Annotated in this window: 19 protein-coding genes; 11 read left to right on the forward strand and 8 right to left on the reverse strand. The window is 67.9% G+C overall.

What is annotated here, in order from left to right:
• Positions 1-176: 176 nt before the first annotated feature.
• Genes C5E06_RS14135 through C5E06_RS14145 form a run of 3 tightly spaced genes read left to right on the forward strand, consistent with a single transcriptional unit; the run spans position 177 to position 2,493 of the window.
• On the forward strand, positions 177-1,382 hold the full coding sequence (locus C5E06_RS14135; RefSeq protein ID WP_104307312.1) for a type III polyketide synthase: 1,206 nt from the start codon (positions 177-179) through the stop codon (positions 1,380-1,382).
• Entirely contained in the window at positions 1,379-2,143 is a 765-nt protein-coding gene (locus C5E06_RS14140; RefSeq protein ID WP_258067647.1) for a class I SAM-dependent methyltransferase, read from the forward strand. The genes C5E06_RS14135 and C5E06_RS14140 overlap by 4 nt, the downstream gene beginning before the upstream one ends.
• Complete coding sequence (locus tag C5E06_RS14145; RefSeq protein WP_104307313.1) at positions 2,140-2,493, forward strand: hypothetical protein; 354 nt, start codon at positions 2,140-2,142, stop codon at positions 2,491-2,493. Before C5E06_RS14140 ends, C5E06_RS14145 begins: the two co-directional genes overlap by 4 nt.
• Positions 2,494-2,674: 181 nt before the next feature.
• On the opposite strand, the gene C5E06_RS14150 is transcribed toward C5E06_RS14145, so the two are convergent.
• Entirely contained in the window at positions 2,675-3,544 is an 870-nt protein-coding gene (locus C5E06_RS14150; protein WP_104307314.1) for a ThuA domain-containing protein, read from the reverse strand.
• A gap of 168 nt (positions 3,545-3,712) precedes the next feature.
• Here C5E06_RS14150 and C5E06_RS14155 point away from each other — a divergent pair, with 168 nt between their 5' ends.
• Positions 3,713-4,519, forward strand: a complete 807-nt coding sequence (locus tag C5E06_RS14155; protein ID WP_104307315.1) for a nitroreductase family protein — start codon at positions 3,713-3,715, stop codon at positions 4,517-4,519.
• 34 nt (positions 4,520-4,553) lie between these two features.
• Here the strand turns inward: C5E06_RS14155 and hutH are convergent, their stop codons facing one another.
• Complete coding sequence (gene hutH, locus C5E06_RS14160; RefSeq protein WP_104307316.1) at positions 4,554-6,164, reverse strand: histidine ammonia-lyase; 1,611 nt, start codon at positions 6,162-6,164, stop codon at positions 4,554-4,556.
• Between the two features lie 436 nt (positions 6,165-6,600).
• Between hutH and C5E06_RS14165 the strand changes: the two genes are divergently transcribed.
• Positions 6,601-7,437: an IclR family transcriptional regulator gene (locus tag C5E06_RS14165; protein ID WP_258067650.1), complete on the forward strand. Its 837-nt coding sequence runs from the start codon at positions 6,601-6,603 to the stop codon at positions 7,435-7,437.
• Here the strand turns inward: C5E06_RS14165 and C5E06_RS14170 are convergent.
• On the reverse strand, positions 7,398-7,640 hold the full coding sequence (locus C5E06_RS14170; protein WP_104239930.1) for a hypothetical protein: 243 nt from the start codon (positions 7,638-7,640) through the stop codon (positions 7,398-7,400). The two genes, C5E06_RS14165 and C5E06_RS14170, sit on opposite strands and share 40 nt — an antisense overlap.
• Positions 7,641-7,780: 140 nt before the next feature.
• Between C5E06_RS14170 and C5E06_RS14175 the strand changes: the two genes are divergently transcribed.
• Entirely contained in the window at positions 7,781-8,515 is a 735-nt protein-coding gene (locus C5E06_RS14175; RefSeq protein ID WP_104307318.1) for an SDR family NAD(P)-dependent oxidoreductase, read from the forward strand.
• 174 nt (positions 8,516-8,689) lie between these two features.
• On the opposite strand, the gene C5E06_RS14180 is transcribed toward C5E06_RS14175, so the two are convergent.
• Positions 8,690-9,712 (reverse strand): VOC family protein, encoded by a 1,023-nt coding sequence (locus tag C5E06_RS14180; RefSeq protein ID WP_104239928.1) that lies wholly within the window; start codon positions 9,710-9,712, stop codon positions 8,690-8,692.
• 174 nt (positions 9,713-9,886) lie between these two features.
• Here C5E06_RS14180 and C5E06_RS14185 point away from each other — a divergent pair, with 174 nt between their 5' ends.
• A complete protein-coding gene (locus tag C5E06_RS14185; protein WP_181062992.1) occupies positions 9,887-10,636 on the forward strand; it encodes an IclR family transcriptional regulator in 750 nt (249 codons plus the stop codon).
• A gap of 76 nt (positions 10,637-10,712) precedes the next feature.
• On the opposite strand, the gene C5E06_RS19680 is transcribed toward C5E06_RS14185, so the two are convergent.
• From C5E06_RS19680 to C5E06_RS14200, 3 genes are read right to left on the reverse strand one after another with little or no spacing between them, the layout of a single operon-like run.
• Positions 10,713-11,450 (reverse strand): cupin domain-containing protein, encoded by a 738-nt coding sequence (locus C5E06_RS19680; protein WP_228496681.1) that lies wholly within the window; start codon positions 11,448-11,450, stop codon positions 10,713-10,715.
• Complete coding sequence (locus tag C5E06_RS14195) at positions 11,447-12,820, reverse strand: NAD-dependent succinate-semialdehyde dehydrogenase (protein WP_104307320.1); 1,374 nt, start codon at positions 12,818-12,820, stop codon at positions 11,447-11,449. Before C5E06_RS14195 ends, C5E06_RS19680 begins: the two co-directional genes overlap by 4 nt.
• A 29-nt stretch (positions 12,821-12,849) precedes the next feature.
• Entirely contained in the window at positions 12,850-13,944 is a 1,095-nt protein-coding gene (locus C5E06_RS14200; RefSeq protein ID WP_219820388.1) for an Ldh family oxidoreductase, read from the reverse strand.
• A 56-nt stretch (positions 13,945-14,000) separates the two neighbouring features.
• Here C5E06_RS14200 and C5E06_RS14205 point away from each other — a divergent pair, with 56 nt between their 5' ends.
• Complete coding sequence (locus C5E06_RS14205; RefSeq protein WP_104307322.1) at positions 14,001-14,312, forward strand: putative quinol monooxygenase; 312 nt, start codon at positions 14,001-14,003, stop codon at positions 14,310-14,312.
• 6 nt (positions 14,313-14,318) lie between these two features.
• On the opposite strand, the gene C5E06_RS14210 is transcribed toward C5E06_RS14205, so the two are convergent.
• Complete coding sequence (locus C5E06_RS14210) at positions 14,319-15,065, reverse strand: GntR family transcriptional regulator (RefSeq protein ID WP_104307323.1); 747 nt, start codon at positions 15,063-15,065, stop codon at positions 14,319-14,321.
• Between the two features lie 124 nt (positions 15,066-15,189).
• Here C5E06_RS14210 and C5E06_RS14215 point away from each other — a divergent pair, with 124 nt between their 5' ends.
• From C5E06_RS14215 to C5E06_RS14220, 3 genes are all read left to right on the forward strand, one after another.
• Positions 15,190-16,605, forward strand: coding sequence for a CitMHS family transporter (locus C5E06_RS14215; protein WP_104307324.1), 1,416 nt, complete (start codon positions 15,190-15,192; stop codon positions 16,603-16,605).
• A gap of 129 nt (positions 16,606-16,734) precedes the next feature.
• Complete coding sequence (locus C5E06_RS19390; protein WP_181058150.1) at positions 16,735-16,908, forward strand: hypothetical protein; 174 nt, start codon at positions 16,735-16,737, stop codon at positions 16,906-16,908.
• A gap of 21 nt (positions 16,909-16,929) precedes the next feature.
• On the forward strand, positions 16,930-17,430 hold the full coding sequence (locus C5E06_RS14220; RefSeq protein ID WP_104239921.1) for a MarR family winged helix-turn-helix transcriptional regulator: 501 nt from the start codon (positions 16,930-16,932) through the stop codon (positions 17,428-17,430).
• Positions 17,431-17,466: the final 36 nt, after the last annotated feature.

The raw sequence follows: 17,466 nt of genomic DNA on the forward strand, positions 1-17,466 counted from the left end.
ACCGTACGCCCCGCATCCTGAGAGCCACCGCCCCCGGGTCCGCTACCCAGCGGACCCCCCCCGGAGCCTCACGTCGAGGGGGCCTTGTCGGGCCGTGATGGGCTCCGATTCGCCCGGACCTCTGCGAGGGCGGCGACTCGCGGGGGCTCTCAGGATGCGGGGCGTACGGTCGTGCCGTGAGCGTGCACATCCGCAGCATCGGCACTGCCGTCCCCCCGACCGAGCTGCCCCAGACGAAGGCCCGTGACCTCTTCGCGGCCCAGCCCGGCATCAACCGCCTCGGCGCGCGCCTCATCGGCGCGGCCTTCGACGGCTCCGCGATCGAGACGAGGCACACGGTCGTGGATGCGCTCGCAGGCGGCACCGACTCGGCGCTCGTCGCCGAAGGCCTGGTGCTGGACGCCTCCACCGGCGCCCGCAATGCGGTCTACGCCGAGCGCGTGCCCGAGCTGCTGCTCGGCGCCTCCCGTGCCGCGCTCGAGGGCAGCGGCCTCGAGACCGGCGACATCACGCACGTCGTCACCGTCTCCTGCACGGGCTTCTACGCGCCCGGCCCCGACTACGAGCTCGTGCGCGGCCTCGGCCTGTCGCCCCGCGTGCAGCGCTTCCACCTCGGTTTCATGGGCTGCTACGGCGCCTTCCCGGCACTGCGTGCAGCGGATGCCTTCGCCAGGGCCGACCCGAACGCGGTCGTGCTCATCGTGTGCGTCGAGCTGTGCACCATCCACTTGACGAGCTCGAACGACCCGGAGCAGATCGTCGCCACCTCGGTCTTCGCCGACGGGGCCGCTGCAGCCCTCGTGACGGCACGTCCCGCCCCGGCCGGCACGCGCATCCTGACCATCGACGCCCTCGCGAGCACCATCACCGACGAGGGCGAGTCGGAGATGGCGTGGACTATCGGCGACAGCGGGTTCCGGATGCGCCTCTCGGGGTACGTGCCGAGCATCATCGGGGCGTCGATCGAAGACGTCGTCGCTCCGCTGCTCGCGCCGACCGTGCCCGCCGAGACGCCGCTGTGGGCGATCCACCCAGGTGGGCGGAGCATCCTCGACAAGGTCGAGCAGGCCCTCGGCCTCACCGAGGAGCAGCTCGCGCCGTCACGAGGCGTGCTGCGCGACCACGGCAACATGTCGAGTGCGACGGTGCTGTTCATCCTCGAACGGCTGCTCAGCGAGAACGCCAGCGACTCGAGGCGCGGCATCAGCGGCGGCGAGTCGAGCATCGACGGGCCGGGCGCTGACGGCCCAGGCGTCGGCGACCCGAGCGCCGGCGATCCGACTATCGAGAACGCCAGCGATCGCGGGCAGGCGCTCTGCGCGATGGCGTTCGGTCCCGGACTCACGGTCGAGGTCGGACGATTCACGCGGACGCGCGCGTGAGCGCACTCCGCGCGGTCGCCTCGGCGGCCGCCCTCCCGCGCGATACGACGTCGCTCGAGCTCATGGACGACCCCGATTGCGACCGCGATCGCCTCTTCGCGACGTACCGGCAGTTCCGCGCCGTCAACGCGCTGGTCGCGGGCTGGCGTCGCGTGTACCTCCGCGACGTGCGGCCCGTGCTCGACCGGACGCGCGCATCCAGACTGCTGGACATCGGCTTCGGGGGCGGCGACATCCCACTGGCACTCGCCCGGTGGGCCGCGCACGACGGGCTGCGCCTCGAGGTGACCGCCATCGACCCCGACGAGCGAGCGCACGAGTTCGTCGAGACGCGCGGCCTCACGGCGAGCGGCGTCGGCTTCCGGGCGGCCTCGAGCAGCGAGCTCGTCGCCGCGGGGGAGTCCTACGACATCGTCACGTCCAACCACCTCCTGCACCACCTCGACGCGGATGCGCTCACCGGCCTCCTCACCGACAGCGCGGCCCTCGCCCCGCTCGCCCTGCACAGCGACATCGAGCGCGGACGCCTCGCGCTCGCCGCGTTCGGCGTCGCGACGAAGCCCCTCGACCGCGGGTCGTTCGTGCACTTCGACGGGACGCTCTCCATCCGTCGCAGCTACACGGCGACCGAGCTTCGAGCGGTCGCGCCGCAGGGATGGACGGTGCGGCGCGAGTTCCCCTACCGCCTGCTGCTGACCCGAGACCAGACGCTCACGCCGCAGGGCTCGCCTCAGCCCGCCGGTGTACCGTCGGCGACGTGAACGTGCCCCCGCTGCTGGTCGCCGCGACGACCAGCTACGCCGCGAACTGCGCCCTCGGCGTGAGCGTCGCGACGGGCGTCGTGCGCACCGGCCGCTGGCATTGGATCCACCACGCCCTCTACATCTGCACGTCGGCGCTCACGCTCGCCGCCGGCGTGACGCTGCTCACGAGCGGCGACGAGCACCGCCGCCGCGCGGGCACGCTGCTGCTGCCGACCGCGCTCCCGCTCGCCGCGATCCCGTACGCAGGCACCCACTCCCGACGGCACCCCGCCATCGCGCTCGCGGCCGCACCCTTCTACGCGCTCGCGGTGCGAGCATCCGCTCGCCCGGCATCCGCCCGACGCTGACTCGCCCCGCCCCGCCCCGCCCCGCGCCGCGCCGAACCACTGCCAGAGGAATGGCCCTTCTGGCGAGGCGAGAGCGGCACATTGACCGGCAGCGATCTCCGAAGAGGCGAGCCCAGCGGCACGGTGACTGGCAGCGATTGGATGCGGCCCGCGTTCACCGTTCAACGCTCCGAGACCCGCCTCAGCCTTCGCCGTTGTAGTACGGCCACGGGTTGATGCGGCGGTCGCCGCGGCGGTCCGGTCCGGTGAGCGTCACCTCGCCGGTCGCTGCCCACTCGACGCCGCGCGGGAACATGCGGATGAACTCGATGCGGCGGAACGTGTCGATGTCGTGCCCGATCGTGATCGTGAACGAGCGGCCAGTGCCGTACTCGTTGATCCAGGCGAGGGGCTGGTCGGTGTTGATTCCGGGCAGCGCGGCGATGCCCTCGGGCGGGATCGCGACGGGGTAGTGCGGCATGGGCCACATGGGCGCCTTCTCATAGGACTCGAGGTCGTCGAAGGTCGTGAGCAGCACCTTCGCGCCCTCGTACAGCTCGACGCCGACGAGGATGTCGTCGCCCGTGACCGTCCAGGTGTCGTTGATGCCGTCGGTGATGGCGTGGCGGGGTTCGGTCGTGCGCAGCTGCGCCTCACCCCAGGGGCGGGGACGGATGCCCGTTGGCACGCTGAGCTTCGAGCCGCGCATCGCGTTGTACTCCTCCGGGTACCCCCAGTCGTCTTCCTGCACGGCAGAGCCGTGGAACCAGACGATGCCCTTGCCGTCGTCGTGCACGAACTTCAGGATCGCCGCATCCGTCTCGGGACCGAATCCGGTGCCCTGGTCGTGGTAGCCGTCGCGACCTTCGAAGACGATGAGCAGCACGTCGTACTTGTCGATGATCTCGGAGGTGAGACCGCGGGGGTCCTCGGTGACGCGCACCTTGAACCGACCCGTGTCTTCGAGGAGCGTCGTCAGCCACTGGTTGTGCTGGCGGAAGCTGCGGAACTCATTGTCATGCTCGGACGTCATGTGTCCCGAGAGGATGAGCACGTTGAGGGGACTGGTCACTGGTTCTCCTTTGAGCCGGGTGGTCAGTCCAGGCTTCCACCCTTCTGTCGAAATCGCACATAAGGAGTTCGGATCACCGGCATCAGGCTGAGGGGCTGGACTTTCGGCCCCCGAGGTCCACCCGCAGGCTCGGGCATACGTTTCAGGCGGATGCGCCAGACTCAGCGCATGGAATTCCTCGACGTCCTGCGGCGCCGCAAGACCACCAACGGCCCGTTCCTCCCAGACCCCGTCAGCGAGGAGCATCAGCGCCTCCTCATGGAGGTCGCCGGCCGTGCCCCATCGCAGCTCAACAGCCAGCCGTGGCGGTTCGTGGTCGTCGAGGCGCGCGAGACGATCGAGGCGATCGCCAGCATCAGCGGCGAGAGCATGACGACGGCCATGAGCAACGGCACGTTCTTCGAGCGGTACAAGCCGTACTTCCGCTTCAGCAAGCAGGAGATGGAGGAGCGGCGAGACGGGATGCTGTTCGACAAGCTCCCCGCGCCCCTCCGGCCGTTCACGAGCCAGGTGTTCACGAAGCGCGGCCAGTTCCTCATGAACTCGCTGCGCGTCCCCAACACGCTCGGCGAGGAGAACCGCAAGCTCGTCGCGGGCTCGCCGCTGCTGCTCGGCGTGATGCTCGACCGGGCCGAGTATCGGCCGGGGGAGCTGTCCTCGTTCTACTCGGTGTTCAGCATGGGGGCGGCGATGGAGAACATCTGGCTCACCACGGGTGAGATCGGGATGGGCATCCAGTTCGTGTCGTTCCCCATGGAGGTGCCGGGGCAGTGGGACAAGATCGTCGACCTGCTCAAGGTGCCGGACGAGTTCGAGCTCATGGCCGTGTACCGCCTCGGCTACCTCCCCAAGGAACAGCGCCGCCCCGCCATCGACTGGTCGTCGCACCAGCGCAAGCTGCCCTCGCAGTACGTGTTCCGCGACACGTGCGAGACCCCGCAGCGAGGCTGGGACGAGGCCGAGCCGACGACGTAGGCGACGGGGCCTGCCGTGCTCCCCGCGTCGCGGGTCAGACGTCGGTGGAGTTCGCCAGAGCTGTCCGCGCCACCTCTCCCGCGAGCACGAGCTCGGCGACGGCTTCCATCTCGGGGCTCAGGAAACGGTCGGGACCGGCCCCTTCGGAGACGGCGGAGACGAGGCCGAGGACGGCGCCGGTGGCCCGGCCTGGCTCGAGCGGAGCGCGGAGCTGGAGCGCGCGGGATCCTGTGAGCACCTCGATGGCGAGCACCCGCCCGAGCCCGTCGACGGCGCGGCGCAGCTTGCGCGCTGCAGCCCAGCCCATCGAGACGTGGTCCTCCTGCATGGCCGATGACGGGATCGAGTCGACGGACGCGGGCACCGCGAGCCGCTTGAGCTCCGAGACGATGCCCGCGGCCGCGTATTGCGCGATCATCAGACCCGAGTCGACGCCGACCTCGTGCGCGAGGAACGGCGGGAGCCCACGGTTGCGGGACGGGTCGAGGGCGCGGTCGGTGCGGCGCTCGGAGATGCTGGCCACGTCGGCGACCGCGATGGCCAGGAAGTCGAGGACGTAGGCCACGGGTGCCCCGTGGAAGTTCCCGTTCGACGCGACCCGACCATCCAGCGTCACGACCGGGTTGTCGACGGCAGATGCGAGCTCCCGCTCGGCGATCATCGCCGCGTGCGCCAGCGTGTCGCGGGCGGCCCCGTGCACCTGGGGCGAGCAGCGCAGCGAGTAGGCGTCCTGCACGCGGCCGTCCTCGGGCCCGCGGTGGCTGGCAACGATGGGGGAGTCGGCGAGGAATCGGCGCAGGTTCGCGGCGGACTCGCCCTGGCCGAGCTGCGGGCGCAGGGCCTGCAGATCGGCGGCGAAGACGGCATCGGTCGCGAACTGGCTCTCGACCGACATCGCGGCGGCCAGGTCGGCCGTCGTGAGCAGCATCCGGATGTCGTGGATCGCGAGCAGCAGCATCCCGAGCATCCCGTCGGTGCCGTTGATGAGCGCGAGGCCCTCCTTCTCACGGAGGACAAGCGGCTCGATGCCGGCGGCCGCAAGTGCCGCACCCGCATCCACTTCGGTGCCGTTCTCGTCGCGGACGGTGCCCTCGCCGGTCGCGGCGAGGGCCAGGTGCGAGAGCGGGGCGAGGTCACCCGAGCAGCCGAGGGAGCCGTACTCGCGCACGATCGGGGTGATGCCCGCGTTGAGCATGGCGGCATACGTCTCGACGACCACGGGCCGCACGCCGGTTCGCCCCGTCGCGAGGGTCTGCAGGCGCAACAGCTGCAGCGCCCGGACCACCTCGCGCTCCACCTCCGGCCCGGTACCAGCCGCGTGCGAGCGGACGAGGCTCGCCTGCAGCTGCACGCGCCGCTCGGGTGCGATGAACTTCGTCGCGAGCGCGCCGAAGCCCGTCGAGATGCCGTAGTGCGGGTTCGGGTCGTCGGCGAGGCGTTCGATGAGGTCGCGGGTGCGCGCCACCTCGGCGAGCGCGGCCGGTGCGACGTCGACACGCGCGCCATGCCTCGCGACAGCGACGACCTCCGAGGGCTCGAGCGGGTGAAGGCCGAGAGTGACGGGCGCGAGCGGCGCAGCCTGTCCCGAGCCGGGCTCGGCGGAGCTGGACGAGGGGCGGCCGGCGGCGGATGCGGGTGTGCTCATGACCTCGATTCCACCCCACCCGTTGCGCATCGTCAGCGCCGGGAGGAGACTTGGTGTCTGTGATCCCAGACAGAATGCCCGCGCTGGCGGGCCAGCTCGCGCGTGCGTTGCCGACGGTCGACCCGGTGTCCAACATGAGTGCTCATCCGGCGCCTTTTTGGCTCATCAGGCGTTCCGGGCCGTCTTTTGCACTCATGTTGGTCACGGCTGCCCGGGAGTCTTTCGCCGTGGGCGCGATGGGCTCGGCAGACGCGACGGGCCTGGTGGCTGCGACAGGCGCGACGGGCGCAGCGGAGTCGCCTGCACGCCTGTCCAACTTGAGTGCAATATCTGCCGTCCGGGGGCTCTTGGCGCGTCCCGGGCAGTTTTTCGCACTGATGTTGGTCACGCGCGCGGCCAGGTCGAGGTCGCTCGAGGGCATTGCCGGGATGAGCGCGTGACGGCGGCCGGCGGCAAGGCTGCTGGCCGCGCCCAGGTGCCGGCGGCCGACCAGACGCTCGCGATCCTCAGCTTCCTGAGTCGCCAGCGGGGGCCGGTTGCGGCGAGCACGATCGCGACGCAGCTCGGTATCCCGCGCTCGAGCGTCTACCACCTGCTGACGACGCTGCTCGAGCACCGCTTCGTCGTGCATGTGCGCGGCGAGCGTCGCTGGGGTCTCGGCACGGCCGCGTTCGAGTTGGCTGGCGGATACGCACGGCAGGAGCCGCTCGCGCGGGTCGGCCACCAGGTGGTCGCCGACCTCGTCGACCAGGTGGGGGAGAGCGCGCACCTCGCGGTGATGAGCGGCCGGGATGTGCTCTACATCGTCGACGAGCGCGCACCACGTCGGCCGGTTCTGGTCGCCGACGTGGGGGTGCGTCTGCCGGCGCACCTCACCGCGTCCGGTCGTGCGATGCTCGCGGCCCTGCCGCAGAAGCAGGTGCGTGCGCTGTTCCCGGATGCGTCTTCGTTCGCGGATCGCACGGGTCGCGGCCCGAGGACTCCGCGCGAGCTGCGGGCGGTGCTCGACGGGGTCCGCAGCGGGTCGCTGGCGTCGGAGAACGGCGAGGTGTCGGTGGGGATGCGCTCGGTGGGGATGCCAGTGCTCGACCACACTGGGTGGCCGGCGGCTGCGATCGCGGTCACCTGGTCGGAGGATCGCCCTCAGGATGAGCCGCGCCTGCGGCTGCTCCTCGAGAGGTCAGCGGCCGAGATCACCCGCCGCATCTTCGGCGGTAGCCCGGCCGCGGGGACTCAGGTGAGGTGCGGCGGGTTGCTCGTGTCCGGCTCGTAATCCTTGGTCCCGAGCGGGTGCCGTCGGCGCTGTCGCGCGCTCTTGATGATCGTGATCAGGCCGTAGCCGCCGGCGAATCCGCCGACCCAGGTGAGGGCGTGCAGGTAGGCGGGTCCGCCCATGAGGTCTGCGATGACGGCGATCACGCCGAGCGCGAGTCCCGCGATGAGGTATCCGAGGGCGAGAACTTCTTGTCGTGTCATGTGCATCTCTTCAGGCCAGGGAAGCGAATGGGGGTCACGGCGACCGGGTCGACCGCGTCAGTTTCCAGTGAATATACCTCCTGCGCCGGGCCCCGACGGAGTATGAGCGCGCTGAGCGGTCGGGGTGTGAGGATGGGGCGATGACACGCATCCTCATCACCGGTTCCACCGACGGCCTCGGATACGCGACTGCGGAGTCGCTCCTCGATCAGGGGCACGAGGTCATCGTGCACGCGCGGAGCGCGGCTCGGGCGGAGGCCGTGTCGGCGCTCATCGACCGCGGCGCGGACCTGGTGATCGCCGACCTCGCCGACCGCGGGGCAGTGCTCGACGCGATGGACGAACTCAACGATGGGCGGGCCATCGACGCGGTCATCCACAACGCCGGCGTGCTGACGGGGCCGAGCCTGCTGCCCGTCAACGTTGTCGCGCCGTATCTCTGCACGGCTCTCCTGACGACTCCGAGCCGGCATGTCTACCTCAGCAGCAGCATGCACCGAGACGGCAAGGCACAGCTGGCGGGGCTCGACTGGTCGGGTGGTTCCGTGACGGCGAGCTATTCCGACACGAAGCTGCTCGTCGCGGCCTTCTCGGCGGGCGTCGCCGAGCTGTGGGCTCCGCGCGTGCTCGCCAATTCCGTCGACCCGGGCTGGGTGGCGACGAAGATGGGCGGGTCAGGGGCGCCAGATGACTTCGATCTCGGCCATGAGACGCAGGAGCGTCTGGCGGTCGACCCGAGTCTGCAGGTCACGGGCGGCTACTGGCACCACGGCGCCGAGCAGCAGCCGGCGGTCGGTGTGCGTGACGCGGACTTCCGGGCGCGCCTCATCGCGGAGCTGGCCGAGGTCACCGGGGTCGCCCTGCCGAAGCGCTGACGCGCGCACGCACGCACGCACAGATGAGTGCTCGCACAGACGCGGGCCCGCGCATCCGGGACCAGGAAAGGAGGAACCTGGTGGATGCGGGGGCCCGCGCGGATCGTGCGAGTGCCGTGCTCAGCTCGCCGGTGGAGCAGCCCACGAGCTGAGCACTGCCCGGAGCGGAGTGACCTAGCCGCGGCCCTGCACTGCGTACGGGTTGAGGATGGCCTCTTCGGTTCCGGGGAGGATGCCCTCCTCGGTCGCGGTGGGGCGTCCGGCGTCCGGCGGGAACGACTCGGTCATCGAGATCGGCATGGCGCCGTTGCGGTAGAGGTTGTTGGAGCCGGTGGAGGGCTTCCAGTCGTTGGGCTCCCAGTCGGGCACGTAGTTGCGGTAGCCGCCCGTGTTGACCTCGATGCGCATGCCGCTGGGGTCGCGGAGGTAGAGGAAGCTCTGCTCGCCGATGCCGTGGATGGAGGGGCCGTACTCGATGGGAATGTTGTTCTCCATGAGCACGTCGGCGCCCTGGAGGAGCTCCTCGCGGGTGTCGACCCAGTACGCGTAGTGGTTGATGCGGCCGGGGCGCGACGAGCTGTCGAGGACGACGCCGAGGTCGTGCGACTTCTCGTTGGTGGTGAGGACGGAGAAGACCGTGACGGGGTGGTCGTCGAGCACCGTGTAGGCCATGATGCGGAAGCCGAGGACCTCGTTGTACCACTTCGCGAAGCCGCGAACGTCGGAGGCGGCGACGGTGACGTGGTCGAGCTGGCGGGGGCCGACGGCGTGCTTCGAGCGCTTCTCGGGGCGGTCGGGGAAGACGGAGGCGTGCTCGGCGTCCGCCTGGTACTTCTCAACGTCCCAGTAGAGCTCCATCGTGTGACCGTACGGCCCGGTGAAGGTGTACGACTTGCCGTGGCCGACGCTGCGGTCTGCCCATTCGCCGTGCACGCCGGCGGCTTCGATGCGCTTGGCCGCCTCGTCGAGTGCCTCGGCGCTGGAGGTGCGCCAGCCCATGACGTTGAGGGCGGCCTCTGGGCCTTCGGCGATGACGAGGCTGTACGTGTAGTAGTCGCCCCACGAGCGGAGGTAGACCTTGCCGTCTTCGCGTGCGACGACGCGCAGGCCGAATTCGTTCTCGTAGAACGTGACCGAGGCTTCGACGTCTGGCGTCGCGATCTCGATGTGCGAGAGGTGGGAGAGCAGTTTGATCATCGTCGATCCTTTTCGTCTGGTGCGGTGCGTCTGTGGCGGTTCTCGGCCGCGGCTTGCATGTGCCGTCGCGGGCACAACACCACTTTCGTCCGGAACCCACATATCAGGGAAGCTGAAGTTCATGATGGCGAGCATCATCGATGTGGATGGTCCGCTCGCGGCTACCATTGCGGCATGTCCGGTGGCGGTGGTGATGAGCGCAGTGTGGCGCAGAAGCTGTTCGCGATCGTCGACGCGTTCGCGGCTCGTGAGGAGCTGACGCTCACGCAGGTCGCGGCGGCGGCGAACCTGCCGGTGTCGACGGCGCACCGCATGCTCGCGTCCTGGACCGAGTGGGGTGGGCTCGAGCGTACGGTGTCGGGCACCTACCGGGTCGGCATCAAGCTGTGGCGCCTCGGGGCGCGCCGGACGACGGTCGAGCGCTTGCGCGCCATCGCGCGGCCGTATCTCGAGGATCTCCTGGAGGCGACGGAGGAGAACGTGCACATCGCAGTGCGGGACGGCCTCGGCGCGGTCTACCTCGAGCGCATCTCGAGCCCGAACGCGGTGCGGGTCATCTCGGATGTCGGCACGCGGCTGCCCCTGCACGCGACGGGTGTCGGGCTCGTGCTGCTCGCGCATTCGCCCATCGAGGTCTTCGACGAGGTCGTCGCGTCGAAGCCGCGGCAGTACCTGCCGAACACGATCACCGAGGAGAAGGCACTTCGGCGCCGGCTCGCGGAGATCCGGGCGACGGGCCTCTCCAGGTCGGTCGAGGAGATGACGCCTGGTGCGTTCTCGATGGCCGCTCCGGTGGTGGATGCGCACGGCGAGGTCGTCGCGGCGGTGTCGATCATCGCGCACGTCGAGCGCCTCGCCGAGCCGCAGTTCGCACTCGGGGTGCGGATGGCGGCGCGTGGGATCTCGGGTGCGCTCGGGCGTTAGGGACAGCCCCCGACGGGAGCTTTGTGGTGCACATGCTGAGGCACGACGGGGCGTGCACCACAAAGCAGACCGGGAGTCAGAACGCCGTCAAGACGTTCTTGAGATGCTCGACACGAGGCGGTTCGGCGAGGTGTTCGCCCACGAGGGCTCGCCATTCCTGGAATTCGGGAGACTCCCGGAAGATGACCATGTGGTGGTCGACGGACTCCCATCGCACGATGAGCCGGTACTCGGTGGCGTCCTCTGCGACAGACTCGAGCGCGAAGGTGCGCGCACCGGCAGTTCGCTGGAACAAGGGGGCTGCTCTTGCGACGGCGCGCTCGAACGCCGCCTGGTGTCCGTCATGGACTCTCAAGGTCGCGACTTCGGTGACAGAGTCGAGACCGGAGGGGCCAGCGCTGTCGGCCGATTCCCCGTCGATTCGCCCGTGCTCACCGCTGTCGATGAGCGTGCGTGTGGAATCGATCGATCCGTAGGTCCAGAGGATTCTCATGGGCTCGGTGGCCGAGATGTTCTCGAAGTGGTGGGGAATGTTCGCGGGCACGAAGGTGGTGTCAAAGGTGTTGAGCTCCGAGCGTTCACCGTCGATGTCGACGATGGCGCGGCCTTCGATGACCATGACGGATTCGGCGACGTTGTGGGTGTGGTGGCCGATCTGGGCGCCGGGGTCGAAGATCGTCATGCCGTTGAGGTAGGAAGTCGCGCCTCGGCCGTAGGTGACGAGGGGGATGGTGCGTGCACCACCGCCGCGATTCTTTGAGGGCAGCTCTTCCGGTCGAAAGACATGGGGCTGGTAGGAGCTGATGGGGCTCATTCGCTGACCGGTCCGATCCAGATCGTCTTGACGTTCACGAACTCGCGGATGCCGTATCCGGAGAGCTCGCGCCCGTAGCCGGATCGCTTGATGCCGCCGAAGGGCAGGCGCGGGTCGGAGGCGACCTGGCCGTTGATGAACACGGCTCCCGAGTCAACTCGTCGTGCGGTGGCTCGAGCAGCGTCGACGTCGCGAGAGAAGATCGTCGCCCCGAGCCCGTATTCGCTGGAGTTTGCGAGCTCGACGGCCTCATCGATGTTGGCGACGCGAGTGACGGAAGCGACGGGGCCGAAGGTCTCTTCGTCGAACGCGGCGCTGCCCGGCTTGACGTGGTCGAGGATCGTTGGCGGGTAGAAGTAGCCAGGGCCGTCCGGGATCGCGCCTCCGATGAGCGCCGTTGCCCCGGACTCGAGCGTGCGCTCGACCTGCTCGTGCAGAGCGTCTCGGAGGTTGCCACGTGCCATGGGGCCGATCTGCGTTTCCTCGCGGCGAGGGTCTCCAACGACCAGAGCAGCAGCTTTCTCGGTGAAGAGTCTCACGAACTCGTCCGCGATGCTCTCGTCCACGAGGAAGCGCTTCGCGTTGACGCAGGACTGCCCGGTGGTGTTGAAGCGGGAGCTGACGGCAACAGTGGATGCGGCCTCGAGGTCTGCATCTGCTGCCACGATGAAGGGGTCGGAGCCGCCAAGCTCGAGGACCTGCTTCTTGAGGACGCTGCCCGCCTGCGCGGCGACGAGTGCGCCGACTTCGGTAGAGCCGGTGAGGGTGACCGCGGCGATGCGCTCGTCCTCGATGATGCCCTTGACCTCGGACGCGTTGATGATGAGCGTCGAGAAGAGTCCGGCTGGGGTGCCGGCCTCGTCCATGATCTTCTGGATGACGAGAGCACTGCCGGGGACGTTGTTGGCGTGCTTGAGGATCGCGCCGTTGCCAGCAGCGAGGGCGGGCGCTGCGAAGCGGAAGAACTGCCAGAACGGGTAGTTCCAGGGCATGATCGCCAGGACCACGCCGAGCGGATCGAACTCCACGCCGGAGGTTGTGGCGTTCGACTCGATCTCCTCGAATGCAAGGTACGACGCCGCGTGCTCGGCGTAGTAGTCGAGGGTCTTGGCGGACTTGAGGATTTCGCCGCGCGCCTCAGCGATGGGCTTTCCCATCTCATCGGTGATGAGCGCCGCGTATTCGTCGACACCGCCGCGCAGTGTCGCGGCGATGCGAGTGAGCAGCTGCGTGCGCTCTTCGAGGGGTGTCGTCCGCCACGTCCGCTGCGCGGTGACCGCTGCGGTTAGAGCGCGGTCAACGTCCTCAGGGGTGTGCAGCGGGTAGTCGGCAATGTTCTGGCCGGTTGTCGGGTTGATAGCGGTAGGCATTGTTCTCTTCCGTTCTTCTTTGAAGTGAGTTAGCTGCGGTGGGGGAGCGCGATGCGCGCTTCGCTCGCGAGTTCCGCCAGGTCGTCCCAGGTGTTCGCGGGGAGGATGATGCCGCCAGCAGCGGCGTTCGCTGCTGCCGATTCGTCCTCGATCTCGCCGGGGTAGTAGATGCGTTCATGCCCCTGCGCGAGCGGGGTGTCGTGGACCTCGTCGATCATCTGCTGGACCCTGGATTGGAACTCGTCCGGGGAGCCCAGGGTTGCGACGTCGATGGCGAGGAAGAGGTGCCCAGCCCCGGAGGGCTTGTCCGCCTCGTACGGCCCGTGGACGCTCCGGCCAACTTTGCTCCCCGTGAGCGCGCCGGAAAGCACGTCCATCATGAAGCTGATGGCGTATCCCTTGTGGCCAGCCATAGGCAAGATCACGCCGTGTACGGCTTCGCCAGCGTCAGTGGTCGGAGCACCGTCCGGCGTGAGCGCCCAAGTGGAGGGAATCGGCTCTTCCCGCTGGCGGGCAAGGTAGATCTTCCCGCGCGCCACGGCGGTGTTCGCGATATCGAGCGAGATCACACCGTCGCCATTCGGTGCCGCGATCGACCATGGGTTGGTGCCCACACGCTTCTCGCGGCCACCCCACGGCGCCATCGCCGGGGACGCATTGGTGGTCAGGATGGAGACGCAACCGTCGTGCGCCGCGCGGCGGGTGAAGTACATGGCCGTCCCGAAGTGGTTCGAATTGCGAACGCCGACGGCGCCGATGCCATGCACGCGAGCCCGAGTCACGGCCTCCTTGCGTGCACGCTCAGTCAGGACCTGTCCAACTCCATCGTGCCCATCGATCAGGAGGAGACTGCCCGTGTCCACGAGCGTCGTGGGGGTTGCGGAGGCCTGCATCGCTCCGGTTCTCAGGCGAGCCACGTACCAGGGAAGGCGCAGCAGCCCATGCGACTGATGCCCCCACATATCGGCCTGCACCAAGCTGTCCGCGACCAGATCAGCGTCGGCTTCCTTCAAGTGGTGGAACTGGAGCACGCTCGACGCGAAAACACGCCACACCGCGGCTTCAACGCGAACTCCCTGGGGGCTTATCGTCTGCATTCTTCGACCTCTCGGAACCAGCACCATCGTTGGTGCATGAGTTAGGGTACACCTTCAGGTATACCTAGCAAGAGGGAGAGTACATGTTCAGCGTCTGGGTCACGGTTGAAGTGCAGGAACAATACGTCAGCGAATTCCTGGCAGCGATCACGGAGAACGCGGAGTCCTCCGTGCGCGACGAGGTCGGCTGCCTGAGTTTCGATGTCATCGAGATCGACCGAGAGGCTCGTCAGTACGGGTTCTACGAGATCTACCGCGACGAGGTCGCCTTCACCCTCGAGCACCGTCGTGCGGCGCACTATGCGACCTGGAAGGATGTGGCGGCTCGAGCCCTCGTCCCCGGCTCGCAGGTCATCACGACTGGCGACCGCTTCGTTGCGATCACGAGTCGCTGACGGCGATCAGCCGTCGATGTCCACCATCGCGTCAGGGCGGGTGGAGTCGAGCAAGGCGGTGAAAATCGCCTGATCCACGTGGAAGAGGTGGTTCATGCAGGCGGCCGCGGCTTTGTCTCCGTCGCCCTGCGCGATGGCGCGGCACATCTCGATGTGCTCTCGTACGGACTCCGCGAGACGGCCGACGTCGGCATGGGCAATTCTCCGCAGGCGGGAAGCGTGCGGTCGAAGCTCCGTGATCGCTCGAGCGAGGTAGTCGTTCGAGGTGAGCGACACCACGGTGTCATCGAACTTGCGGGTCAACTCGGCGAAACGGGCTGCGAACTCCGGGGAGTATGGCTCGTCCACGAGCTCAGCGAATGCCGCTTCAAGGTCGAGAAATCGCACGCTCAGCGCCGGGTCTTTCACTTGCCGTGCAGCAATCGCCTTCATCGCTGCCGGCTCAAGAATGCGTCGATAGTCGAACAGTGCTCGGGCGCTTCGCAATGAGAGCCGCGTCACCGTCGGGGCGCGTCGGGGCTCGATCTCGACGAGCTGATCCACTGCCAGCCGACGGAGTGCTTCACGGACCGGCGTGCGTGAAGCGCCGGTGTGCTCCACAAGCATCGCCTCGGGCAACGCCTGCCCAGGGGTGAATGTCCCGTTCTCGATGTCCTCACGCAGGTGGCGATACACGCGCTCGGTCTTCGCAAGCTGCTCCGGCACCGCACCGGCAGATGAATCAGCTGAACGGGGTTGCGCGATTTCGACCATGGGTACATATTAGGTTCTCAATAGGTATACCTGTGTGTATATACTCCGTGTACCTAGCCTGGCTGGGTTGTGCTGCGCAACCGCAGGCGACCTAGAGTCCCCGTATCGACAATGAGGAGCAACGATGCTCGTAGTCCTCGGCTTTCTGATGATCGCCGTCTTCATGTACCTCGTGATGAGCAAGAGGGCGACCCCCATCGCCACGCTCATCCTCGTCCCCCTGATCTTCGGGGCGTTCACTGGGGCTGGCCTCGGCATGGGTGACATGGTGATCGAGTCTTTGCTCAAGCTCGCACCAACCGCGGCACTGCTGTTCTTCGCAATCATCTTCTTTGGGACGATGATCGACGTCGGCCTCTTTGACCCACTGATCCGACTCATCCTGCGCTTCGTGAAGGACGATCCGGTGCGTCTGGTCATCGGGACCGCGCTGCTGACGAGCATCGTCTCGCTCGATGGGGATGGCTCCACTACCTTCATCATCGTCACCTCGGCGTTTCTGCCTCTCTACCTGCGTCTTGGGCTCAGCCCTGTCGTGCTCACCGTCGTCGCGGCACTTTCCAACGGTGTCCTCAACACAGTGCCGTGGGGCGGTTCGACTGCTCGCGCCGCGGCGGCCCTTGGGGTGTCGCCGATCGACATCTTCGTCCCCATGGCCCCTGCGATCTTCGCGGGCGTCGTCACCGTGCTGGTCCTCGCATACTTCCTGGGCCGTTCCGAGCGCAAGCGCATCGGCAGGCTGTCCCTGCCCGGCGAAGGCGGCGGCGTGTCACCCTCAGTCGACAAGAACTCCAGCCGGCAGCTCGTGCACAGCATCGCCGCCGCAGAGGGAATGCCCAAGACGGGCTCATCGGTGGTCATCGAGAACGACTTCGCTCGTGAGGTCACGGAGACCGGCACCATCCAGACCCGCCCCAACGCACGTCCGAGGCTGATCTGGTTCAACCTCGTCCTCACCCTGGCCGTCATGACGCTGCTTGTCATAGATGTCGTCGAGCCGGCCGTTATCTTCATGGCCGCCGCCGGTATCGCCCTTGTCGTGAACTTCCCGAAGATCAAGGAACAGTCCGCGCAGATCAAAGCTCACGCCGACAGTGTGATCAGCGTCGTCGGCATGGTCTTCGCCGCATCCGTCCTCACCGGCATCATGAACGGCACCGGCATGATCACCGAGATGGCCGCGTGGCTCGTCTCGATCATCCCGGACTGGATGGGATCGTTCATGCCCGTCATCGCGGGGCTGCTCAGCATCCCGCTCACGTTCATCATGACCAACGACGCGTTCTACTTCGGAGTGCTTCCGATCCTCGCGGAGACGGCGAGCCATTACGGGATCGCTCCCGTCGAGATGGCGCGCGCTGGGCTCGTTGGACAGGCGCTGCATCAGTCCAGCCCACTCGTGGCTTCCTTCTTGCTGCTTATCGGGCTTGCGAACGTCAACCTCGGAGACCACTTCAAGAAGGTCATCGTGCGGGGCATCCTCGTGGCGCTCGTGATGCTCATCGTGGGCGGCCTGATCGGTGCGTACCAGCTCTTCTGAAGACTGCTGCGGAAGCGAGCCACCGGTGCTTGACGCGCCGGTGGCTCGTTCTGGTTCGAGCTGCAGTTCGCACTCGGGGTGGGGAGTTCTCACCTTGTTGCCCTCCGTGAACGTAGCTAGGCTAACTACATGACTTCCCTCGCTCCCACCTCCGCCTCTGAGAAGTCAGCCAAGCGCTCCACTTCGGACCGCTACTGGGACGCCTACCAGCGACGCACGCTCCCGAAGGAGTTTCTCGCCCTGTCCGTCATCGGTGCGACGCTCAGCGTCGGCTGCATCGCCGCCGTCTCCGCGTTCCTCTGATCGGGTCGGTGACCACAGCTCATGACTGACGTCTCAAGGAACCGCGAACAAAACTCGACGACCCGTGAGCGCCCCTCCGCGACTCCAGGGGACGAGGCCTCTGAGGCCGTCGACGAGCTGCGCCGAGCGGAGGCGCGCCTCGGGCGGCGCCGCCAGGCGACCGGTGAGCTGAGCGAGACCCACCGGTCCGCGATGCGGTTCATCCTCGAGCGCACCGGTGAGGGGAAGCGAACGAGCCCTGGCGAGCTGGCCGACTGGCTCGACGTCACGAGCGCGTCGGCGACGATGCTCGTGCAGCGCCTCACCGAATCGGGCCTCGTGCGAACGGCGCCGGACCCGGATGACCGTCGACGCAAGATGATCGTTCCGGTCGACACCGACCTCGACGCCGACGAGATCGACCCCGTCTCCGGCCAGATCCGCAGCCTCTCCGAGGACCTCTCGCCGCAGGAGGCGAAGCTCGTCTCGCTGTACCTCGACCGCGTCACCGCGGTCGTCGATGGGGAGTCGTCGAACAGCTGACGCTGGAGGCTGACCCTTCGGCGCACGACCTCGGCA

The organism is Pseudoclavibacter sp. RFBI5 (assembly GCF_002931395.1).
Taxonomy (GTDB): Bacteria; Actinomycetota; Actinomycetes; order Actinomycetales; family Microbacteriaceae; genus Pseudoclavibacter.